The sequence below is a fragment of the Streptomyces sp. BE20 genome (assembly GCF_036322525.1).
In the GTDB taxonomy this organism is placed as follows: domain Bacteria; phylum Actinomycetota; class Actinomycetes; order Streptomycetales; family Streptomycetaceae; genus Kitasatospora.
Genome location: NZ_JAQYWW010001203.1, coordinates 455978 through 473648, shown reverse-complemented (window position 1 = coordinate 473648; position 17671 = coordinate 455978). Strand labels below are relative to the sequence as shown.

Genomic DNA, 17671 nt, shown 5'->3' with positions numbered 1-17671 from the left:
CCGCCGAAGCGTCCACGCGGCACCATGGAGCCATGTCGCTCGCCCAGCTCGCCGGACTGCTCGCCGACCCGACCCGCGCCGCGTTCTGCACCGCTCTGCTCGACGGCCGGGCCTGGACCGCCGGCGAGCTGGCCCGGTACGCGGGCGTGGCCCCGTCCACGGCGAGTGAGCACCTGTCCCGTCTGATCGCCGGCGGCCTGCTGGCCGAGGAGCGGCAGGGCCGGCACCGGTACGTCCGGCTGGCCGGCCCGGCGGTGGCCACACTGATCGAGGACCTGTCGTCGTTCTCGCCCGCGACCCCGGCGTCCGGCGTCACGCTGGCCGCCACCCCGCCGGCCCCGACCCCGCTGTCCGCGACCGGGAGGTCCGCGCCCCCGCGGTCCGCCCCCGGGCCGCGTTCCCTGCGCGAATCCACCCGGATGAGAGCCGAGGCCCGCGCCCGGACCTGCTACGACCACCTCGCGGGCCGGCTCGGCGTGGCGGTCTGCGACGCCGTCCTGGCGCGCGGGCTGGTCGCCGAGGACTCCGGTCCGGCCCTCACCGAGCGGGGGCGGGCGTGGTTGGCCGAGCTGGGTGTGGAGCTGCCGGCCCGGTCCGGGCGCGGGGGCGGGCGCCCGGTGGTCCGCAGCTGCCTGGACTGGACGGAGCGGCGCGGGCACCTGGGCGGCGCGTTCGGGGCGGCACTGTGCCGGACGGCGCTGGACCGGGCCTGGGTGGAGCGCATCGGCTCCGGACGGGCGCTGCGGGTGACGGCGGAGGGCGACCGGGCGCTGCGCGAGCTGCTCGGGGTGGAGTTCGAGGCGCGGGAGGACCCGCTCAGCCCATCGTCTTCGCGCCGTCCAGCGACTCCCTGATGATGTCGGCGTGCCCGGCGTGCTGCGCGGTCTCGGCGATGACGTGCAGCAGCACCCGCCGGGCCGACCAGGAGGCACCCGGTTCGAACCACGGCGCCTGGGGCAGCGGGTGGGTCAGGTCGAGGTCGGGGAGGGTCGCGACCAGTTCGTCGGTCTCGGCCGCCACCCGCTCGTACGCGGCGAGCAGTCCGGCCAGGGTCTCGCCGTCGGTCATCAGGAACTGCCCTGCCCAGTCGACCGGTTCGTCCTCCATCGCGGCCGCGCCGCCGACCGCGAACCGCAGCCAGCGGGACTCCACCCCGGAGACGTGCTTGATCAGGCCGCCCAGGCACAGCTCGCTGGCCGTCGTGCGGCGGGCGGCCTGCTCGTCGGTGAGGTCGCGGACGGTGTAGCGCAGGAAGCCCCGGTGCTTGTCCAGGGTCTGGAGCAGGTCCGCACGCTCGGAGTTGCCGCTCATTCGGCCACCATCCCGGGCATGTCGCCGACGGTCGCGCCGAGGGCGATCACGCCGAACGCCGCGCCTCCGGGGTCGCCGACCGCCGCGAACCTGCCGAACGGGCTGTCCATCGGGCCGAAGTAGAGCTGCCCGCCGTGCAGGGTGATCTTGGCGACGGTCGCGTCGCAGTCCTCCACCGCGAAGTAGACGCTCACGTAGTTCGGCGCCTCGGGCGGCAGGTCGTCCGGACCGGCCTTCATCCGGCCGAGCACCGGGGCCCCGCCGATCTCGAAGACCTTGTAGTCGACCTCTTCGACGTCCATCCGCTTGACCGTGTAGGGGAAGACGGCGGGGAAGAACGCGTCGGCCCGGCCGGGCTCGCGGGTGACGACCTCGGCCCAGGTGTAGGCACCGGGGACCCCCTGCACCTCGAACCCCTCGTGGGTGCCGGCCTGCCAGACGCCGAAGACGACGCCTCCCGGGTCCTTGGCGATCACCATCGAACCGAACTCGCCGACCTGCATCGGGCCCATCAGGACCTCGCCGCCGTTGCCGCGGATCTTCTCCGCGGTGGCGGCGGCGTCCGGCGAGGCGAGGTAGAGGCACCACGCCGACTTGATCGATTCGATCGGCTGGCCGGGCATGGGCGGGACGATCGCGGCGACGGCCTTGCCGTCCACGTAGGCCTGCGTGTAGTTGCCGTACTCGGACGAGGACTCGCCGAAGGTCCAGCCCAGTACTTCTCCGTAGAAGACCTTCGCGCCCTCCAGGTCGGTGAACATCGCGTCGGCCCAACAGGGCGTTCCCTCGGGTTGCACGGTCATGGCCCAGCCCTCTCCGTGTGGCATTTCGTCCCGATTTGCCACACTAGCCAGTCCCCCGGGCGCCCGCGCGTCCACCCGGCCACGACCACCCGCGAGGCCCGCCCCGCCCGGGGCGCGACGGCGGTCCGCCGGGACACTCCCCGGCGGACCGCCGCGCACCGTCGTGACCGCTACCCGACCTGCGACACACCCGCGACCGGAACCGGCTGCGCACCCAGCGTGCCGAACCCGGTCGGCCCGGCCGGCACCGCACCCGGACGCGGCGCCGACTCCGCGGCGCCGCCGACCGCCCCCGCCTCCGCACGCACCACCGACGCCGACACCGCCGCCGCCGCCGGGCGGACCGCGGACGTCCCCAGCCCGGTCGGGACGAACCACGCGAACCCGGCCCGGGCGGGCTCCGGCACCACATCACCGTCGGCCGCACCCGCCGTCACCGCCGTACCCGGCGCCGCGACACCCGAGGCCGCGGCATCCGGAGCCACCGACGCCACGTCTCCCGCCCCCACTTCGTCCGGGACCGGGCCTGCCTCGCTCCCGAAGTGCCGCAGCAGGTCCTCCTCCCGGTACCGGCGGCAGTCCCGGTGCCAGATCAAAATTCCGGCCAGCCAGTTCTCCAACTCGCCGACGTACCCGTCGAGCATCGCCCGCGCGGCGGGATCCAGCGCGAAGTCGTCGTACAGCACAGGGAATTCGTTCGCCGCCACGTGCTGGAACTGGGCCAGCCGCGAGTGCATCAGATCGTCGACGATCCGGACCGCCGCCGGGTAGTCGCAGTTGAAGAAGTTCTGCACCACCAGCACCATGTTGTGCACCTCGCCCTCGAACTGCACCTCCTTCTGGTACGAGTGGAGGTCGTTCATCATGCAGGCGTAGTCGGCAGCCGCCTTCTCCAGCGAACCCATCGGGCCGCTCTCGTAGACGGCGGGAGGGACGATCTGTCCGTGGGCCAGCCGGCAGAGGCTCATGGTGAGGTCGGACCCGAAGGTGGCCCGACGCATCTCCAGGTAGTCGACCGGGTCCGGGATCCGGTTCTGTGCCTGGTTGTTGAGCTCCCAGATCCAGCTCAGCGTCATCTCCTCGACGGCCTCGCGGAGCCGCCGCCGGGCCTCGACGGTCATCGGCCGGGCGGTCCGCGCCCAGGCGTCGGCCAGCCCGCGCTCCAGGGCGTTCCCCGGCACCGGGGCGGGCCCGCCGTCGACCGGCATGAAGTCCGAGAGTCGGGCGTTGACCGCCTTGGCGCCGGCGAGGTCCCGGGTCTGGCCGAACACCGCCGGGAAGTAGTCGTCCGCGTACGTGCCCCAGGTCAACCAGGCCGAGGTGAGGTCGAGTTGAGCGGCGCTGGCGTCCGGGTGGATGCCGGCCGAGCAGAGCGGGAAGTCGTAGTCGGCGAGCTTCTCGGCGGTCCAGATGTGCGAGGCGGGGACGCCCGGTTGGGGCTCCAGCATGCCCATCCGGCGACCCCACTCGACCGTGTTGAGCCGTGCCGCGTCCAGGTACGGGCTCAGCTCGACGGTGAACGGCAGCCTGAACTCGGGGAGCCGGGAGGGTCCGACCTCCTGGAACGGCACGTGGGTGTGCGAGCGCGCCCGCCGCACGCCGGGCTCGGCGTCGCCGTGCGAACCGCCGATCAGCCCCGTCCCCGGAGACTCCAGCGAGGCCGGCGACAGGCCCGCGATCACGGCGGCACCGGGCCCGGCGGCGGCGGCGCGCGAAGCCGGCCCGGACCGGCTCAACGACCCCAGCTCGTCGGCGAGGTCACGCAGCGCGCCGGAGCGCAGAACGTCCAGCGCCGAGGTCCCGACGCCGCCGATCGCGAACGGGTCCCACCAGGTGGCCTTGCCCGCGGCCGCGCCGCCGCCGTTCATGTACCGGCTGGACCGCATGTGCCACTCGTGCCCGCCGGACTGCCAGTCCTGCAGACCCTTGACGTAGGCCAGCACCTTGGCGCAGCCTGCCGGGTCGAGCCCGGAGTCGGCGAACAGCTGCGGGAGTTCGGTGAACACGGTGTTCTCGAACTGCTGGAGCCGTGAGGTGAGGAGGTCGTTGACGGCCTCGGCGGCCTCCTGCGTGGTGCAGTCCAGGAACCTCTCCAGCACCAGCACGCCGTTGCTGAGTTCGCCCTCGTCCTCGACCTCCCGTTGGTACGAGAAGAGGTCGTTGCGCAGGTGGACCCCGTCCGAGAAGGCGTCCATCAGCACCCGCAGCGGACGCGAACCGGACACCTCCGCCGGTACCTCGGCGTGGGCCGCGTACTCGATCAGCCCGGCCGACCAGGGCGCGCCACCGACCTTGCGGCGCATCTCGATGTACTCGACCGGGTTGCTGACCCGGCCGGCGTTGATGTTGGCCAGCTCCCAGAGGGACTCGTTGAGGAGGTTCCGGGTGCTCTCCGCGAACCGGACCCGCCAGTCCTCGCCCATCGACGGCACGGTGCGACGCCAGAGGTCGGCCAGGCCGGCCTCGACCGGGTTGGTCGGCTCGGGCAGCGGGACACCCGGGTCGGCCGGCATGAAGAGCGGCAGCCGGTCCAGGTACGCCTTGCCGCCCTTCCGGTCGTTGGTGCGCTTGTAGATCTCCAGGAAGTGGTCGTCGAAGAAGAACACCCAGACGTACCAGTCCGTGACCAGTGACAACGCCTCGGCGGAGGCATCGGGGTGGGTGTAGGCGCAGAGCAGTCCGTAGTCGTGGGCGTCCAGGTCGACCTGGGTCCAGATGCCCGATCCCTCCAGCATGCCCATCTCCCGGGCCCACTCGCGGGAGTGGACCCGGGCCTGTTCGAGATGGGGGCTGAGACGCGCCGGGTGCGGCACGTAGAAGGACGGCAGTTCGAACGGCTGTGTCACCGGGCGAGCCTTTCTGGACGCGTCGACGGGGCCGACCGGCACGACGAAACGGAGCTCCGTTGCACGGCACCGCCACCCGGTCGGCTCAGCATTACCCGTCACCGACGATCTCGACCGACGAACAGGAACAGTCATATGAGATAACCCGACCGGTTCGAACACCCGCCCAAAAACCACCCCCACACTGGATCACCTGTACGACTGATCGGCCCCACCCCAGTCATGTGCCACCGGCCCCGACGCCCCCGGTCCCGCTTCCCAGACGGCGGTCACCAAGTCCTCGCCGTCCTCACCGTCCTCACCGTCGTCGTCCTCGCCGTCGTCGCCGTCGGCCTCGACAGGACGGATCCGCCCCGGGGCGAAGCCCGCCGCCGAGTCCGGTGCCGGATCCGGCGCCGCCGGGCCGGGCCCGCCGAGACTCTCCAGGATCAACGCCGCCGCCTCCGGCCGGCCCACCGCCTCGGCCAACCGGGCCACCCGGTGCGTGAAGACGAGGCGTTCGGCCTCGTCGGCCAAGGCGACGTCGTTCATCAACTCGCTCAACGGCCCGATCACCGACGGCCCCCGCCCCGGCCCGCCCGGGCCCGCAGGCCCGGACGGCGACACACCTCCGCCGCTCTCCTCCGGCCCCTCACCACGCCCGTCACCGGTCCGGGGGGCGACATCGTCCAGGAACGGGATCGCCTGCGACCCCGGCCGAGGCACCAGATGCTCGTACAGCGCCTCGACGGCCTGGTCGTTGGCCGCCGCCGCCAGCTGAGCCAGCGGCCCGATCATGTCGACCGCTCCGCGGACCTCCTCGTCGTGCCGGGCCAGCCACCACACCACCGCGCTGCCCGGTGAACTGAGCACGTCCTCCCCGAGGTACGCCCGCTTGCTCCGCTCGTACCGCCGCTCGTGCTCCCAGACCTCCTCGGCCTTCCGGACCTCCGCGAGCTTCCCCAGCCGGTCCCGGTCCGCTTCGGACAGACCCAACCCGACCCGTCCGGCCATCGCCACCACCAACCCCGAGGTGTCGGGGCTCTGCGTGCCGAGCACGCCGTCCAGCCGGTGGCGGACGAGGTCCAGCCGACCGGGGTGCTCCCGTTCGGTCACGGCCCGCGCGCGAGCCAGGACCGTCTCGATCGCCAGGCTTCCCGGCGCGGCGTGCACCAGCCCACCCCCGTTCGGCACCGGACGCCACCAGACCGTGGCCGAGAAGACGAAGTCGTAGTCCGGCACGGCGCTCGGCAGCGCCACACCCACCACCGAGGTCTCCTGGTAGGGCAGTTCGGCGGGAGCCGCCGTGGCCGGCGGCGGCACCGCCGCCGACACGTCCGAGGGAACGTACGGTGGGACGTACGGCGGGACACCCACTGACGGCCGGACCCGCGTCGCCGTCGTCAGCAGCACCGGCAGCGCGATCCCGACGGCCAGCGCCACCCAGAGCCAGACGGGCCACCCGGCCCACGACCCGAGGGCGACGGGCACCACCGCAGCCGCGACGACGAGCGCCGCTGTCCGACCCTTTTCCATGGAGTTCACCGGGTCCTCTCCCCACTCTGCCGCGCCCGCACGGAACCCACCGGCTCGATGCCCTGCGCGATATCGATCTTCTGCCACAGCCGCGACGCCATCTCCGCCCGCTGAATCCGGACCTCCGCCGGCTGCACGGCGGCGGTCCAGGCGTAGGCCCCCAGGTAGAGCCGGCCGAGCAGTTCGGCCCGGCCCTCTGCAACGCCCACCAAGGTGTCCAGCAGACGTTCGTCCTCCCCCGGTGGTGCCACTACGGCCGCCGCCAGCCACTGCTCCACTCCGGCACGCGACCGCGAGGACAGGTCAGACCCCACCACCCCGCGCAGACAGCGGGCCTCCACGTCGGGCTCGGTGCCGAACTCCATCGGCGTGATCAACCTCAGGAACAGTTCCGCGTCCGGCCCGCCGTCCCGGCCCGCCTCCAGCTGATCGGCCACCCGCGCCAGCAGCTTCCGGTAGAGCCGCCGGTCACGCCGGACCAGTGCGAACAGCGTGTCCCGGGCCTCGGTGACGCCGCTGCCGACGGTTCCCCTCGCAAGATGGTGCAGCCGGACCAGCGCCTGGTCCGGGTGAGTCCGGGCGAGCACCTCGGCGCAGACCCGGGCGAGCACCCGGACCGCGCTCGGCTGCAGCCCGCCCTTGGTCGACTGGTCGTAGAGCCACCCGCGGAACCCGGCGCCGTACCGTTCGTCCTCCAGCCCCAGCCGGATGACGACGTACGCCTCCTCGCCGTGCCGGGGATCGTCGGCCCACGTTCCGGCCAGCCGCTGGAGCAACGCCCACTCCCCCGTGCGCAGGCTCTGTTCCGTGAAGCGGCCGACCAGCCTGGTCCGATCGTCGACGTTCGGCATGGCCACCGGCTTCTCGACCGTCCCGGCCACCCACGTGCCGAACTGCTCTCGCAGGCCCGGAAAGTACGTCCAGAAGTGAGCTCGCACCGCGCCGTCGTAGGCCAGCGCCGTGAACCGGATCCGGCCGTCGACGACCTTCAACGGCAACTTGCCGAGCCGCTCGGCGAGATCCGCGCGCTCCAGCGGGGGCCTGCCGTCCGGAGTGTGCTCGACCATCGCGAGCAGCCGGTCGGTGTGGTGGAACACCGCATCCGCGGGCGCGCCCTCCAGCATCGCCGCCGACAGCAGCAGTGCCCGCTGTGCACCCGAGTCGAGCGCCGCCACCTGGACGGCCACGTCGTCGCTGCGGTCGCTCAGGGCGGAGAGCGTGTCCCGGAGCCACCCACGAATGCCCCGGCCGTGGCGGTCGGCCGACCGGGCCTGCCCCACCAGGACGGTCAGTCTCCGCATGTCCCGCATGGCAAGGCCACCGAGCCGCCCGGGCGGCGTCTCCGCCCGGAGGTCATCGAGGTCGAACGGTACGGCCGCACTGACCAGATGCCGGCGGAGCACCGCCTGCTCCCTCGGCCTGCCGATCTCCAGCAGCAGCGGGTGGAGTGCGGAGTCCACCAGGGCCTCGTCGGTCGAGGGCAGCACGGCGACCATCCTGGCCCCGGCCTCCGCGATCTTGCCCCGCCACCGGAGCAGGAATCCGGCCGCACGCGCGTACTCCGCCTCGGCCAGCCCGGACAGGTTCAGCAACAGCCGCTCGCCCGGTTCCGGGTCGGGAAGCCGCTCCCGGTCGCCCGGGAGCGACGACTCCCGGAACAACCTGTCGTCGCCGCCGACCCGGTGCAGGGCCATGAGCCCGGCCGTCCGGCGTCCGTCCCCCGGCGAACCGGCCAACAGCACGGTGGCACCGGCCGACCCGAGCCTCTCGACCACCGCCCCGTAGCCGGGCGGCGGCACGAAGCACTCGGCGAGGTTCAGCCGCTGATCCAGCGCCACCTGCCAAGGCTCGGCCGTTGTCCTGCGCTCCCGATAGACGTCGGCACCGATGAAGATGTTCCCCGAGCCGCTGTGAACCGGTCCGTTCGCCGTCTCGAACCGGACGTCTCCTCCTTCCTCGCTCACCGCCCGCGGTCCTCGCGGTCGCCGTCACGACCGCCGAACCGCTGCTGTGCCGTGCCCCGCTCGATGTAGTTGCCGCCGTCGCCGTTGAACGTGACACGGCTGCCGTGCCGGATCTCGTTGTTCTGATCACCGCTGCCCGTGTGCAAGGGACCGTTGGCAGTGTTGATGAACGTCCCGGAGTTGCTGACGTTGCTCACTCCGCCGTCCTGCAGGTGGTGGTACTCCCGGGCCCGGACGACACCGCCGTCCGACCCGCCGGGCCCGTTGCCGGTCCCGATGCCGGTACCGGCGCCCGCCTCCCCGTCGGTCCGCGAGATCTGGCGCTCCGCCTCGGCCAGTTGGGGCAGCGCCTCGGCCAGATCGTCGCCGATCCGGGCGAGGTCGGCCTCCGCGTTGCGGGTGTCCAGTCGGAGGTACTGGCAATCGGCCAACTCGGCCAGTTCGGGCGGGAGATCCCGCCGATTGAGCCGGGTGGCCCGACCGATCAGCACGGGCACGACCAAGGCTCCGCTCTCGAATGCCTCGACGATCTCCCGACGGGTCCAGTCCTCCGGGTCGTCCAGCGCGCGGAGGCCGTCGGCACTCCGGGCGTCGGCCCAGCGGTCACCGATGACGGCGACCAGCACGCTGCTGCGCCGGACGGCGGTGAGCAGTTCCTGCGGGAAGCGCCGGCCGGCCTTGATCGACTTGCTGGCGCGAAACACCCGCTCGCTGCCGAACCGCCGGGACAGTTCGCGCTCGATCAGGGCGGCGCCGGTGTCCTCGTCGATGGTGCGGTAGTTCACGAAGATGTCGGGCATGACGGATCACCTCTCCGGTGAGTGAGGGTTCGGTTCCGGCCGATGAGGCACGGAGGACGGCGGACAGCGGCCCTGTCCGAGGCGCGGCAGCCCTACGGCTGTCGCGGGTGGAGCGCCCCGGCGAGCGCGGGTTGCAGGTCGAGCACAGCCCGGTTGGCACGGAACCGGGTCAGCTCACGAGCCAGTCGAGCCACGTCGGTGGTGATCGTCGCCGACCTCAGCACCGTGACACTCGGGAGCAGTTCGGCCGCCAGCGCGCAGGCGTGCTCGACTTCCCCCGCAGCCGCGTGCGCGAGGGACCGCCGCAGGCCGTACCGGGCGCGACTGCGGACGGCGTGCGGGGGAATCCGCGGGCATTCGCGGTCGAGTACCTCGGCGGCCTGTGCGGGATGACCGAGGTCGTGGAGACACCACCCGGTGACCATCGCTGCCGGATCGGCCAGATTGCCGGTGCCGAGCACGGGCTCACCCGTGCCGTCGTCGGCCGCCGCCCGTGCCAGCAACTCGCGTGCGCGGTCGAGGCTCCGGAAGCTGGCAGTGCGGTCGCCGGCCAAGGCGTGACCCTGGGCCTCACGTTGGGCGGCGAGGCCGCGGATACGCGGCGGCAGGCGGCCGTCCTGGGCGGCGGCGACGAGTTCGACGGTCTGGGACGCGTCGCCCGCGTAGAACGTGACAAGGGCCCTTCGAACGAGCGCGTACGAGGCGAGATGGCGGTCACCGCCGGCCTCGGCCAGCTCTACCGCACGGGCCGTCCACCAGAGCGCCGACTGGTTGTCGCCGGACTCCTGAGCCATCCAGCCCGCGTACTCCGCGTACCGGGCAGCCAGTGTCAGCAGTTCCGTCCGCTCCGCCGTGGCGGCCTGGACCGCGAGTTCACGCAGCGTGTGGGTCTGGACCGTGAGCATGGGCAGCAGCAGCACGGGATCGACGCTCTGGCCGAGCAGTCGCATCTGGTCGAACTGCGCCCGGAAGATCCCGACCGGTGCCAGGTCCGTCGGCGCTCCGGCCGGCGTCGCCCCGGCCGCGACCGCGCTGTCGTCCGGTCTCGGCGCGCCGATTCCGGCCACGCCGAGCCCCAGCACCGACGTCGCCCCGGCCGCGAGCAGTTGGCGCCGCCCGAGGCCCCCGGGCCAGCGGACGCCGTCCCGGTCGACTCGGAGCAGAAGGGACTCGTCACCGCTCGGGCCGCCGTCCACCCCCGTCTCGCGCCCGGAGGCCGTGCCGGACGGCGCCAGTACCTCCAACTCGCCACCGGCGCCGAGGCAGGCGTCGCAGCGGCGGGCCAGGTCGGGCGGCGGAACCTTGCGCCCGCATTCGATCTTGCTGAGGTGGCCCTTGCTGTAGTTGAGCAACTCGGCGAGCCGAGTGAGCGTCAGTCCGGCGGCGAGCCGCCGCCTCCGTAACTCTGGCCCGAACTCAATGGATGCGTTCATGCCAACCCCCATTCAGAAAGCGTCCGACCGGCGACTCCACCTTGGTCCGGAAGCGGCCCCATCCCCTGCCTCCGCATGAATATTGGCACGCGAAGGCAGGGGCGAGCAGGGGTTGGCGGTGTTTCCCGTTTCCTCTTTCCGAAGCGCCCACCATTGCCGATTCGACGATTATCCGGCCTGCCGACAAAGGGAATTGACGACAAGTCACTTCATGCGACCGGCCCATGCGGGGCGCCGGCCATCCGCCCCCGCCCCGGTCGAGGGTTCGGTGGGCGGGGGGCTCGGGGTCAGTAGCCGATCGTGAAGCGCCGCTGGACGAAGCGGGGCAGTTCGGCCTCGTCGACGAGGGCGACCGCGGCGTCCTCCGCGGAGATGCGACTGCGCCCGTCGGCGTCGAGGACGGGCTGGTCGCCACCGATCCGGAACCGGCCGGTGCGCTCGCCGGGGGCGATGGACTCCGCCGGACTGAAGTACGTCCAGAGCCGGTTGGAGGTGCGCAGGACGTTCAGCGCGTCCCGGTGGCCGCGCACCGCGGCGGCGTACTCCCGGGGCAGGCCGACCCCGTCGAGGGTGTCATACAGGAGTTCGTCCGAGTCGGCCCGGACGAGGCCCGGCTCGGCCTCCAGACTGCCGGCGCCGCCGATCACGATGAGCCGGGTGCGGGGGTGGGACTCCAGCGCCTTCAGCAGCGCCCGGGCGGCGGTGGCGTAGACGGTGGGATCGGCGATCGACCGGCGCAGGGTGTCGGCCATGTCCTGGGCGGCGTTGCCGGGCTGGTAGCCGCTGATCAGCACGTCCAACCCGGGCAGGACGGCCGCGATGCTGCCGGCGTCGAGGACGTCGACGCTCCTCCAGTCGATATTCTCCCGCCCCTCGCGGATCCGGGCGGCGTCCCTGCTGAACGCGGCCACCCGGTGCCCGCGCGCGAGGGCTTCGGTGACGACGCGGCTGCCGATGCTCCCGGCCGCTCCGATGACTCCGATGTGCATGGCTCTCCCCTGTTCCGGCACGTCCGACATGATTGCCATACGGCGTTGCAAAACTATACGGCGTGAAGTTTTGATACGGCAATCAGAATCGAGGCACTGTACAGTGACCGGCGTGGAGAGCGCGACGACGAGAAGCACCCGGGGACGCCGCGAACGACTGCGGGCCGAGACGACGGCGGAGATCAAGGACGTCGCGCTGGCCCTGATGGCCTCGGGCGGACCGGACGCCATCACCTTGCGGGCCATCGCCCGGGAGATGGGCATGACCGCCAACGCCATCTACGGCTACTTCGCCACCCGCGACGACCTCGTCACCGCACTGATCGACGACGTCTACACCGCACTGGCCGATGCCGTCGACGCCGCATGGGCCGCCACGCCCGCCGATCCACCGGCCACCCGGATCCGCGCCTGGGCGCGCGCCTTCCGGGACTGGGCACTGGACAATCCGGAGGGCTTCCGGCTCATCTACGGCGACCCCGTGCCCGGCTACCGCGCCCCCGAGGGCGGCGCCGCACCAGACGCGGCGCACCGCGTCTGCACCGGGCTCGCCGGCCTGGCCGACGCCGCCTGGCCGCACGCCGGCCCGCGCCACGCGGACCACGCGGACCACGGGCCGGAGTCGCCCGGCTTCGACTGGTCCGACTTCGACCCCGGCCTCCTGGCCAAGGTCCGCCCGGCGTATCCCGACCTGCCGCCGGCCGGCGTGGCACTCGCCCTTCGCATCTGGGGTTCCCTGCACGGCACGGTCTCCCTGGAGGTCTACGGGCACCTGCGCCGGCAGACCGTCAGCCCCGGAAAGCTCTTCGACCAGGAACTCGGCGCGCTCGTAAGCTCCTTGGGCCTGAACGGCTGAACGAGCGAACGGCTGAACGAGCGAACCGCTGAACGGGCGACTGGCTGACTGGCCTACGAGTCGACCGACCGGCGCCGCCGACCGGCACCGGAGGGGAGAGTGACGGGTGACCGATCACCCGGGCGGCGCCGGCGCTCCGCCCACCGGAGCCCGAACCGCACCCTGGGGGTACCCGTCGTGCAGTACACCGAGATCGAGCAGAAGTTCTGACTCCCCTGCCCTCCCGAGGAGTTGAAGGAGCTCCTCCTCGCCCGCGGCGCCACCCCCGGCCGTCCGAGCCGCCAGGTCGACACGTACTACAACGCCCCGCACCGGGACTTCCTCGACAACCGGGCGGTCTCCGAATGGCTCCGCATCCCCCTGGGTCCCCGCGTCCACCTCGGCTACCCCCACCTGGCCCTCGGCCTGGCGTGAACGACGCCGCGCGGCGGCCCCCCACCGGGGCGCCGCTGCCCCGCTCATCGACACCGAAACAATTCCGCTGACGAACCATCCCCTTGCGCCAAGCAATCCATCCCTTCTGGCGTGTTGACGCCGTCGCCTCCTCCCCCGTCCAGCAGACTGGGCGGCGACCCGAGTCCATGCTCCGAGGAGGTCATCCCCATGAACGTCACCGTGCGGCTGGCGCAACAGCCCGAGGCCGACGAACTGCTCGGGCGGAGCCCGCTCGCCGCGCTCGTCGGAATGCTGCTGGACCAGCAGGTGCCCATGGAGTGGGCGTTCGCCGGGCCGCTCACCATCGCACAGCGGCTCGGACACAAGGACCTCGACGCGCAGGAGATCGCCGCGTACAACCCGGAGGCGTTCGTCGCGCTGCTCTCCGACAAGCCGGCCGTGCACCGCTACCCGGCGGCGATGGCCAAACGGGTGCAGCAGCTCTGCCAGTTCCTGGTGGCCCAGTACGACGGGGACGCCGCCGCCCTCTGGCGGAGCGCCACGACCGGAAAGGAACTGCTCAGCCGGCTCAACGCCCTTCCCGGGTTCGGGAAGCAGAAGTCGCAGATCTTCCTGGCCCTCCTCGGCAAGCAGTACGGCGTGCAGCCGGACGGCTGGCGCGAGGCGGCGGGGACGTACGGCGAGGAGGGCGCCTTCCACTCGGTCGCCGACATCACCGGCCCGGAGTCCCTGGAGCAGGTCCGCGCCCACAAGCAGGAGGTGAAGCGGGTCGCCAAGGAGGCCAAGGTGGCGGCCGACGCGAAGGCCAAGGTCCGGGCCTGAACACCCGTACGTACCGGTAGTTCTGAACGTCCGTCACTACCGGTGCCCGGCACTCCGATGCGAGTGCCGGGCACCGGCAGTGACGGACTTCCTCCGCCGCACCGCTCAGATCAGCAGCAGTGAGGCCGCCGCCGGCGCCATGTAGACGAGCGGGAAGGCGACGTGGGCGTAGGAGCGGGCGCGGACCACCGTGATGACGGCGCCGCCGAAGTAGAGCACCAGGCCGATTGCCGCCAGCACCCCGACGACCGGTGCGAACAGGCCGACCAGCAGCCCCAGCGCCCCGGCGGCCTTGGCCGCGCCGAGCCAGTTCCACCACGAGCGCGGCACGCCGTACTCGGTCAGCGGTTCCACCACGAAGGCGGCGCGGGCGAAGACCGATCCGCCCGAGAAGCCCGCCATGACGGCGGCGAGGACGGTGGCGACGATGAAGGCGGTGGACATCGGAGGGCTCCTCGTGCGGTGGGTGTTCGTTGCGTTCTCGCTTCCCTGACCCGCAGCACCGCGCGTGTGTGACAGCCGCGCCCAAGAACTTTTCCGGGGCCCCACCGTCGCGCCCCACCGTCGCGCCCCACCCGCCGATCCGGCCGACCCGCCCCGGACGGAACGCACCACCGACGGGCGCACCGGCGGACATGCCGACGGACCCCGGCCGCACCGCGCGACCGGGGTCCGCCCTCCTGCCGGCGCTCAGACCAGCACCGGCTCCCGGGCCACCGGAACCGCACCCCCACCCGCACCGGTGTCCGCACCGGCATCCCCACCCGACGCCTTTCGCGCCGGCAGCGCGAACATCAGCAGAAACGCCACCACCAGCACGCCCAGCACCCACCACATCGCGTGGACGAACGCCGCCCCGAACGCGTCCCCGACCGAGGGGGCCGCAGCGGGCATCGCCCCGAAGAACGCCACCGAGACCAGTCCGAGCCCCAGGGCCAGCCCGACCTGATTCACCGTGTTGATCAGCCCGGACGCCGACCCGGCGTGCTCGCGGGGCACCTCCGCCAGGACCGCGTCCGTGATCGGCGCGACGATCAGGCCCATCCCCGCGCCCATCACCACCAGCGGCAGGGCCATCTGCCAGGGCGTGACCTCCGTGCCGTACCGCTCGGCCTCACCGATGTAGAGCAGCACGCCGGCCGCCATCACCAGCGCCCCCGCCTGGAGCACCTTCCGCCCGAACCGCGGCACCAGCTGCTGCACCGAGATCCCGGCCGCGGTCGACACGGCGAGCGAGAACGGGATGCCCGTCGCGCCGGCCTTCAGCGGGCTCCAGCCGAGCCCCAGCTGCATGTAGAGCGTCCAGACCAGGAAGAAGATCCCGGAGACCACCCCGAAGGTCAGCTGCACGCCGATCCCGGCGGCGAAGCTCTTGACCCGGAACAGCGACAGCTCCACCAGCGGGGAGCCGTCCCGCCGCGCCTTCACCCGCTCGTAGGCGACGAACAGGGCGAACACCGGCAGGCTGCCGGCCATCGTCAGGTACCCCCAGAGCGGCCAGCCGGCCTCCCGGCCGTGGGTCAGCGGGTAGATCAGCATCAGCAGTCCGGCGCTGGCCAGCGCCACACCGACCAGGTCGAGCTTCAGGGCCCGTTCGGCCTTCGACTCGCCGATGAAGGCCCGGCCGAGCAGCAGTCCGGCCACGCCGACCGGCAGGTTGATCAGGAAGATCGGCCGCCAGCCCAGCCCGAACAGGTCCCACTCCGTCAGCACCGCACCGATCATCGGACCGGTGACCGCGCCCAGCCCGATCACCGCGCCGTACAGGCCGAACACCTTGCCGCGTTCCTCCGCCGGGAAGGTCGCATGAACGATCGACAGCACCTGCGGCACCATCAGCGCCGCCGTCCCGCCTTGCAGGATCCTCATCGCGACCAGCATCTCGGCCCCGCCGGCCAGGCCGCACAGTGCCGAGGCAAGCGTGAACCCACCCATCCCGATCAGGAACAGCCGCTTCCGACCGTAGATGTCACCAAGTCGACCGCCGGTGATCAGGCCGATCGCGAAGGCCAGCGCGTATCCGCCGGTCACCCACTGCACGGCGGAGAACGACGCTCCCGTCGACTCCTGGATGCTCGGGATCGCGATGTTCACGATCGTGACGTCCACCAGGTCCATGAACGAGGCCGTCATCACGATCGCCAACGCGATCCACCTCCGCCGGTCCGCCGCCCGGTCCGAAACCGTTCCCACTGCCTGCTCCTCGTCGCCGTTCCTCCACACGTCGACGACATTAGGAGGCATCTAGGCCAGATCCTGTCCTGGACTTCCGGCACCCTGGATGCCATGACCGACACTCCGGCACGACTCCTGAGCCTGCTCTCCCTCCTCCAGACCCCCCGTGAGTGGCCCGGCAGCGAACTGGCCGGGCGCCTCGACGTCAGCCCCCGCACCATCCGCCGCGACATCGACCGGCTCCGGGAGCTCGGCTACCCGGTCGAGGCCACCATGGGCCCGATCGGCGGCTACCGGCTGGTCGCCGGCACCGCGATGCCGCCGCTACTGCTGGACGACGAGGAGGCGGTGGCCATCGCCGTCGGTCTGCGGGCGGCGGCCGGACACGCCGTGGTCGGCATCGAGGAGGCCTCGGTCCGCGCCCTCGGCAAGCTGCTCCAGGTGCTGCCGTCGCGCCTGCGCCACCGGGTCGCCGCCCTCGACAAGGCCACCCTCCCGTTGCTCAGCGGCGACGGGCCGACCGTCGACCCCGAGGACCTCACCGTGCTCGCCAACGCCGTCGCCAACCGCGAACGCCTCCGCTTCGGCTACCGGGCGGGCGACGGCGCCGAGACCCGGCGCCAGGTGGAGCCGGACCGGCTGGTCTCGGCCGGCCGCCGCTGGTACCTGGTCGGCTTCGACCTCGACCGCGACGACTGGCGGATCTTCCGGGTCGACCGGCTCGCCGACCCCTTCGCCACCGGCGCCCGGTTCACCCCGCGTCCGCTCCCCGCCGAGGACGCGGCCGCCTACGTGGCGGAGAAGCTGCGCCGCCTCGCCCCGGTCTACACCCTGGACGCCACCCTGCACGTGCCCGCCGCCGAGGTCGAACGCTGGCTGAGCCACAACGGCGACTCCGAGGTCGAGGCCGTCGACGACCGGACCTGCCGGCTGCGTTCCCGCGCCGACTCCCTGGAGTGGCTGGCGATGCGCCTGCTGATGCTGGGCTGCGAGTTCGAGGTGCACGAGCCCCCCGAGATGCACGCCCACCTCCGCGCCCTCGCCGGCCGGGCCGCCCGCGCGGCCGACGCCGGCCACTGACCCCGAACCCACCCGGGCCCCGGGCACCGACGCACCCGGAGCCGCCGGAACGCGGAACGCCGCCGCCCGCAGACGAGCGGACGGCGGCGACAGCGCAGCAACAGCAACAGCAGGGAGAACAGGACGGAACGGAAGACCGCTCAGATCCCGTACTCGGCGGTGAGCACCGCGCGGGCCAGGGTGTGGAAGGTGATGTTGAAGCCGATCTGGGCCGGCGGGAGGTCGGCGGCGACGTCCAGGGCGTCCACGTCCAGCGCGTGCACCGCGAAGGCGTAGCGGTGGGCCGGGCCGGGCGGCGGGGCGGCACCGTCGTACTTGTTGCCGGGGAAGTCGTTGCGGCCGTGGAAGGAGTTCCCGCCCGGCAGGTCGGCGTCCGAGGAGCCGGCGCCGCGCGGCAGGCCGGTCGTGTCGGCGGGCAGGCCGAGGGCCAGCCAGTGCCACCAGCCGGAGCCGGTCGGCGCGTCCGGGTCGTAGCAGGTGACGGCGATCGACCGGGTGCCCTCGGGCAGGCCGGACCACGCCAGCTGCGGCGAGAGGTTGCCCCCGGCGTGGATGAACTCCTCGGCCAGCGTGCCGCCTTCGGTGATGTCCTCGCTGGTCAGCTCGAAGGACGGGACCTGCGGAAGGAACTCGTACGGGAGCGGGGGACGAACACTCATGGGGCGGGTCACCTCTCGACGA

General features: G+C 72.5%; 16 protein-coding genes. 5 read left to right on the top strand and 11 right to left on the bottom strand.

Annotation, left to right across the window (positions count from 1 at the left end; all coding sequences use genetic code 11):
• The first annotated feature begins 32 nt into the window (after positions 1 to 32).
• Positions 33 to 854: an ArsR/SmtB family transcription factor gene (locus PUR61_RS40705; RefSeq protein ID WP_329884963.1), complete on the top strand. Its 822-nt coding sequence runs from the start codon at positions 33 to 35 to the stop codon at positions 852 to 854.
• Here PUR61_RS40705 and PUR61_RS40700 read toward each other — a convergent pair.
• The 8 genes from PUR61_RS40700 to PUR61_RS40665 form a co-directional block, all read right to left on the bottom strand.
• Positions 817 to 1311 carry a DinB family protein gene (locus PUR61_RS40700; protein ID WP_329884962.1) on the bottom strand — a complete coding sequence of 165 codons (495 nt, stop codon included), beginning with the start codon at positions 1309 to 1311 and terminating at the stop codon, positions 817 to 819. The two genes, PUR61_RS40705 and PUR61_RS40700, sit on opposite strands and share 38 nt — an antisense overlap.
• Entirely contained in the window at positions 1308 to 2114 is an 807-nt protein-coding gene (locus PUR61_RS40695; RefSeq protein WP_329884961.1) for a VOC family protein, read from the bottom strand. The genes PUR61_RS40700 and PUR61_RS40695 overlap by 4 nt, the downstream gene beginning before the upstream one ends.
• A gap of 170 nt (positions 2115 to 2284) precedes the next feature.
• On the bottom strand, positions 2285 to 4960 hold the full coding sequence (locus PUR61_RS40690) for a terpene synthase family protein (RefSeq protein ID WP_329884960.1): 2676 nt from the start codon (positions 4958 to 4960) through the stop codon (positions 2285 to 2287).
• A 189-nt stretch (positions 4961 to 5149) separates the two neighbouring features.
• Positions 5150 to 6484: a hypothetical protein gene (locus PUR61_RS40685; RefSeq protein ID WP_329884959.1), complete on the bottom strand. Its 1335-nt coding sequence runs from the start codon at positions 6482 to 6484 to the stop codon at positions 5150 to 5152.
• Positions 6481 to 8439, bottom strand: a complete 1959-nt coding sequence (locus PUR61_RS40680; protein WP_329884958.1) for a hypothetical protein — start codon at positions 8437 to 8439, stop codon at positions 6481 to 6483. The genes PUR61_RS40685 and PUR61_RS40680 overlap by 4 nt, the downstream gene beginning before the upstream one ends.
• A complete protein-coding gene (locus PUR61_RS40675; RefSeq protein WP_329884957.1) occupies positions 8436 to 9239 on the bottom strand; it encodes a toll/interleukin-1 receptor domain-containing protein in 804 nt (267 codons plus the stop codon). Before PUR61_RS40675 ends, PUR61_RS40680 begins: the two co-directional genes overlap by 4 nt.
• 92 nt (positions 9240 to 9331) lie before the next feature.
• Entirely contained in the window at positions 9332 to 10672 is a 1341-nt protein-coding gene (locus PUR61_RS40670) for a helix-turn-helix domain-containing protein (protein ID WP_329884956.1), read from the bottom strand.
• A 287-nt stretch (positions 10673 to 10959) separates the two neighbouring features.
• Complete coding sequence (locus tag PUR61_RS40665) at positions 10960 to 11700, bottom strand: NAD(P)-dependent oxidoreductase (protein WP_329884955.1); 741 nt, start codon at positions 11698 to 11700, stop codon at positions 10960 to 10962.
• A 73-nt stretch (positions 11701 to 11773) separates the two neighbouring features.
• Between PUR61_RS40665 and PUR61_RS40660 the strand changes: the two genes are divergently transcribed.
• From PUR61_RS40660 to PUR61_RS40650, 3 genes are all read left to right on the top strand, one after another.
• The gene (locus tag PUR61_RS40660) at positions 11774 to 12517 is read left to right on the top strand and encodes a TetR/AcrR family transcriptional regulator (protein WP_329884954.1); all 744 of its coding nucleotides are present in this window, start codon (positions 11774 to 11776) and stop codon (positions 12515 to 12517) included.
• Between the two features lie 231 nt (positions 12518 to 12748).
• Positions 12749 to 12931: a hypothetical protein gene (locus tag PUR61_RS40655; RefSeq protein WP_329884953.1), complete on the top strand. Its 183-nt coding sequence runs from the start codon at positions 12749 to 12751 to the stop codon at positions 12929 to 12931.
• A 189-nt stretch (positions 12932 to 13120) separates the two neighbouring features.
• Entirely contained in the window at positions 13121 to 13735 is a 615-nt protein-coding gene (locus tag PUR61_RS40650) for an HhH-GPD-type base excision DNA repair protein (protein ID WP_329884952.1), read from the top strand.
• Between the two features lie 105 nt (positions 13736 to 13840).
• Here the strand turns inward: PUR61_RS40650 and PUR61_RS40645 are convergent, their stop codons facing one another.
• Both PUR61_RS40645 and PUR61_RS40640 read right to left on the bottom strand, forming a co-directional pair.
• Positions 13841 to 14179 (bottom strand): DoxX family protein, encoded by a 339-nt coding sequence (locus PUR61_RS40645; RefSeq protein ID WP_329884951.1) that lies wholly within the window; start codon positions 14177 to 14179, stop codon positions 13841 to 13843.
• 246 nt (positions 14180 to 14425) lie between these two features.
• On the bottom strand, positions 14426 to 15868 hold the full coding sequence (locus PUR61_RS40640; RefSeq protein WP_329885015.1) for an MFS transporter: 1443 nt from the start codon (positions 15866 to 15868) through the stop codon (positions 14426 to 14428).
• Positions 15869 to 16021: 153 nt separating this feature from the next.
• Between PUR61_RS40640 and PUR61_RS40635 the strand changes: the two genes are divergently transcribed.
• A complete protein-coding gene (locus PUR61_RS40635; RefSeq protein WP_329884950.1) occupies positions 16022 to 16990 on the top strand; it encodes a helix-turn-helix transcriptional regulator in 969 nt (322 codons plus the stop codon).
• Between the two features lie 140 nt (positions 16991 to 17130).
• Here the strand turns inward: PUR61_RS40635 and PUR61_RS40630 are convergent, their stop codons facing one another.
• Positions 17131 to 17649 carry a YbhB/YbcL family Raf kinase inhibitor-like protein gene (locus tag PUR61_RS40630; protein ID WP_329884949.1) on the bottom strand — a complete coding sequence of 173 codons (519 nt, stop codon included), beginning with the start codon at positions 17647 to 17649 and terminating at the stop codon, positions 17131 to 17133.
• Between the last annotated feature and the right edge of the window lie 22 nt (positions 17650 to 17671).

Bases quoted from the DNA above. Each gene is read 5' to 3' on its own strand.
- PUR61_RS40700 (WP_329884962.1), bottom strand. From the start codon at position 1,311: ATGAGCGGCAACTCCGAGCGTGCGGACCTGCTCCAGACCCTGGACAAG.
- PUR61_RS40650 (WP_329884952.1), top strand. From the start codon at position 13,121: ATGAACGTCACCGTGCGGCTGGCGCAACAGCCCGAGGCCGACGAACTG.
- PUR61_RS40640 (WP_329885015.1), bottom strand. From the start codon at position 15,868: ATGACGGCCTCGTTCATGGACCTGGTGGACGTCACGATCGTGAACATC.
- PUR61_RS40635 (WP_329884950.1), top strand. From the start codon at position 16,022: ATGACCGACACTCCGGCACGACTCCTGAGCCTGCTCTCCCTCCTCCAG.
- PUR61_RS40705 (WP_329884963.1), top strand. From the start codon at position 33: ATGTCGCTCGCCCAGCTCGCCGGACTGCTCGCCGACCCGACCCGCGCC.
- PUR61_RS40675 (WP_329884957.1), bottom strand. From the start codon at position 9,239: ATGCCCGACATCTTCGTGAACTACCGCACCATCGACGAGGACACCGGC.
- PUR61_RS40630 (WP_329884949.1), bottom strand. From the start codon at position 17,649: ATGAGTGTTCGTCCCCCGCTCCCGTACGAGTTCCTTCCGCAGGTCCCG.
- PUR61_RS40665 (WP_329884955.1), bottom strand. From the start codon at position 11,700: ATGGCAATCATGTCGGACGTGCCGGAACAGGGGAGAGCCATGCACATC.
- PUR61_RS40645 (WP_329884951.1), bottom strand. From the start codon at position 14,179: ATGTCCACCGCCTTCATCGTCGCCACCGTCCTCGCCGCCGTCATGGCG.
- PUR61_RS40695 (WP_329884961.1), bottom strand. From the start codon at position 2,114: ATGACCGTGCAACCCGAGGGAACGCCCTGTTGGGCCGACGCGATGTTC.
- PUR61_RS40670 (WP_329884956.1), bottom strand. From the start codon at position 10,672: ATGAACGCATCCATTGAGTTCGGGCCAGAGTTACGGAGGCGGCGGCTC.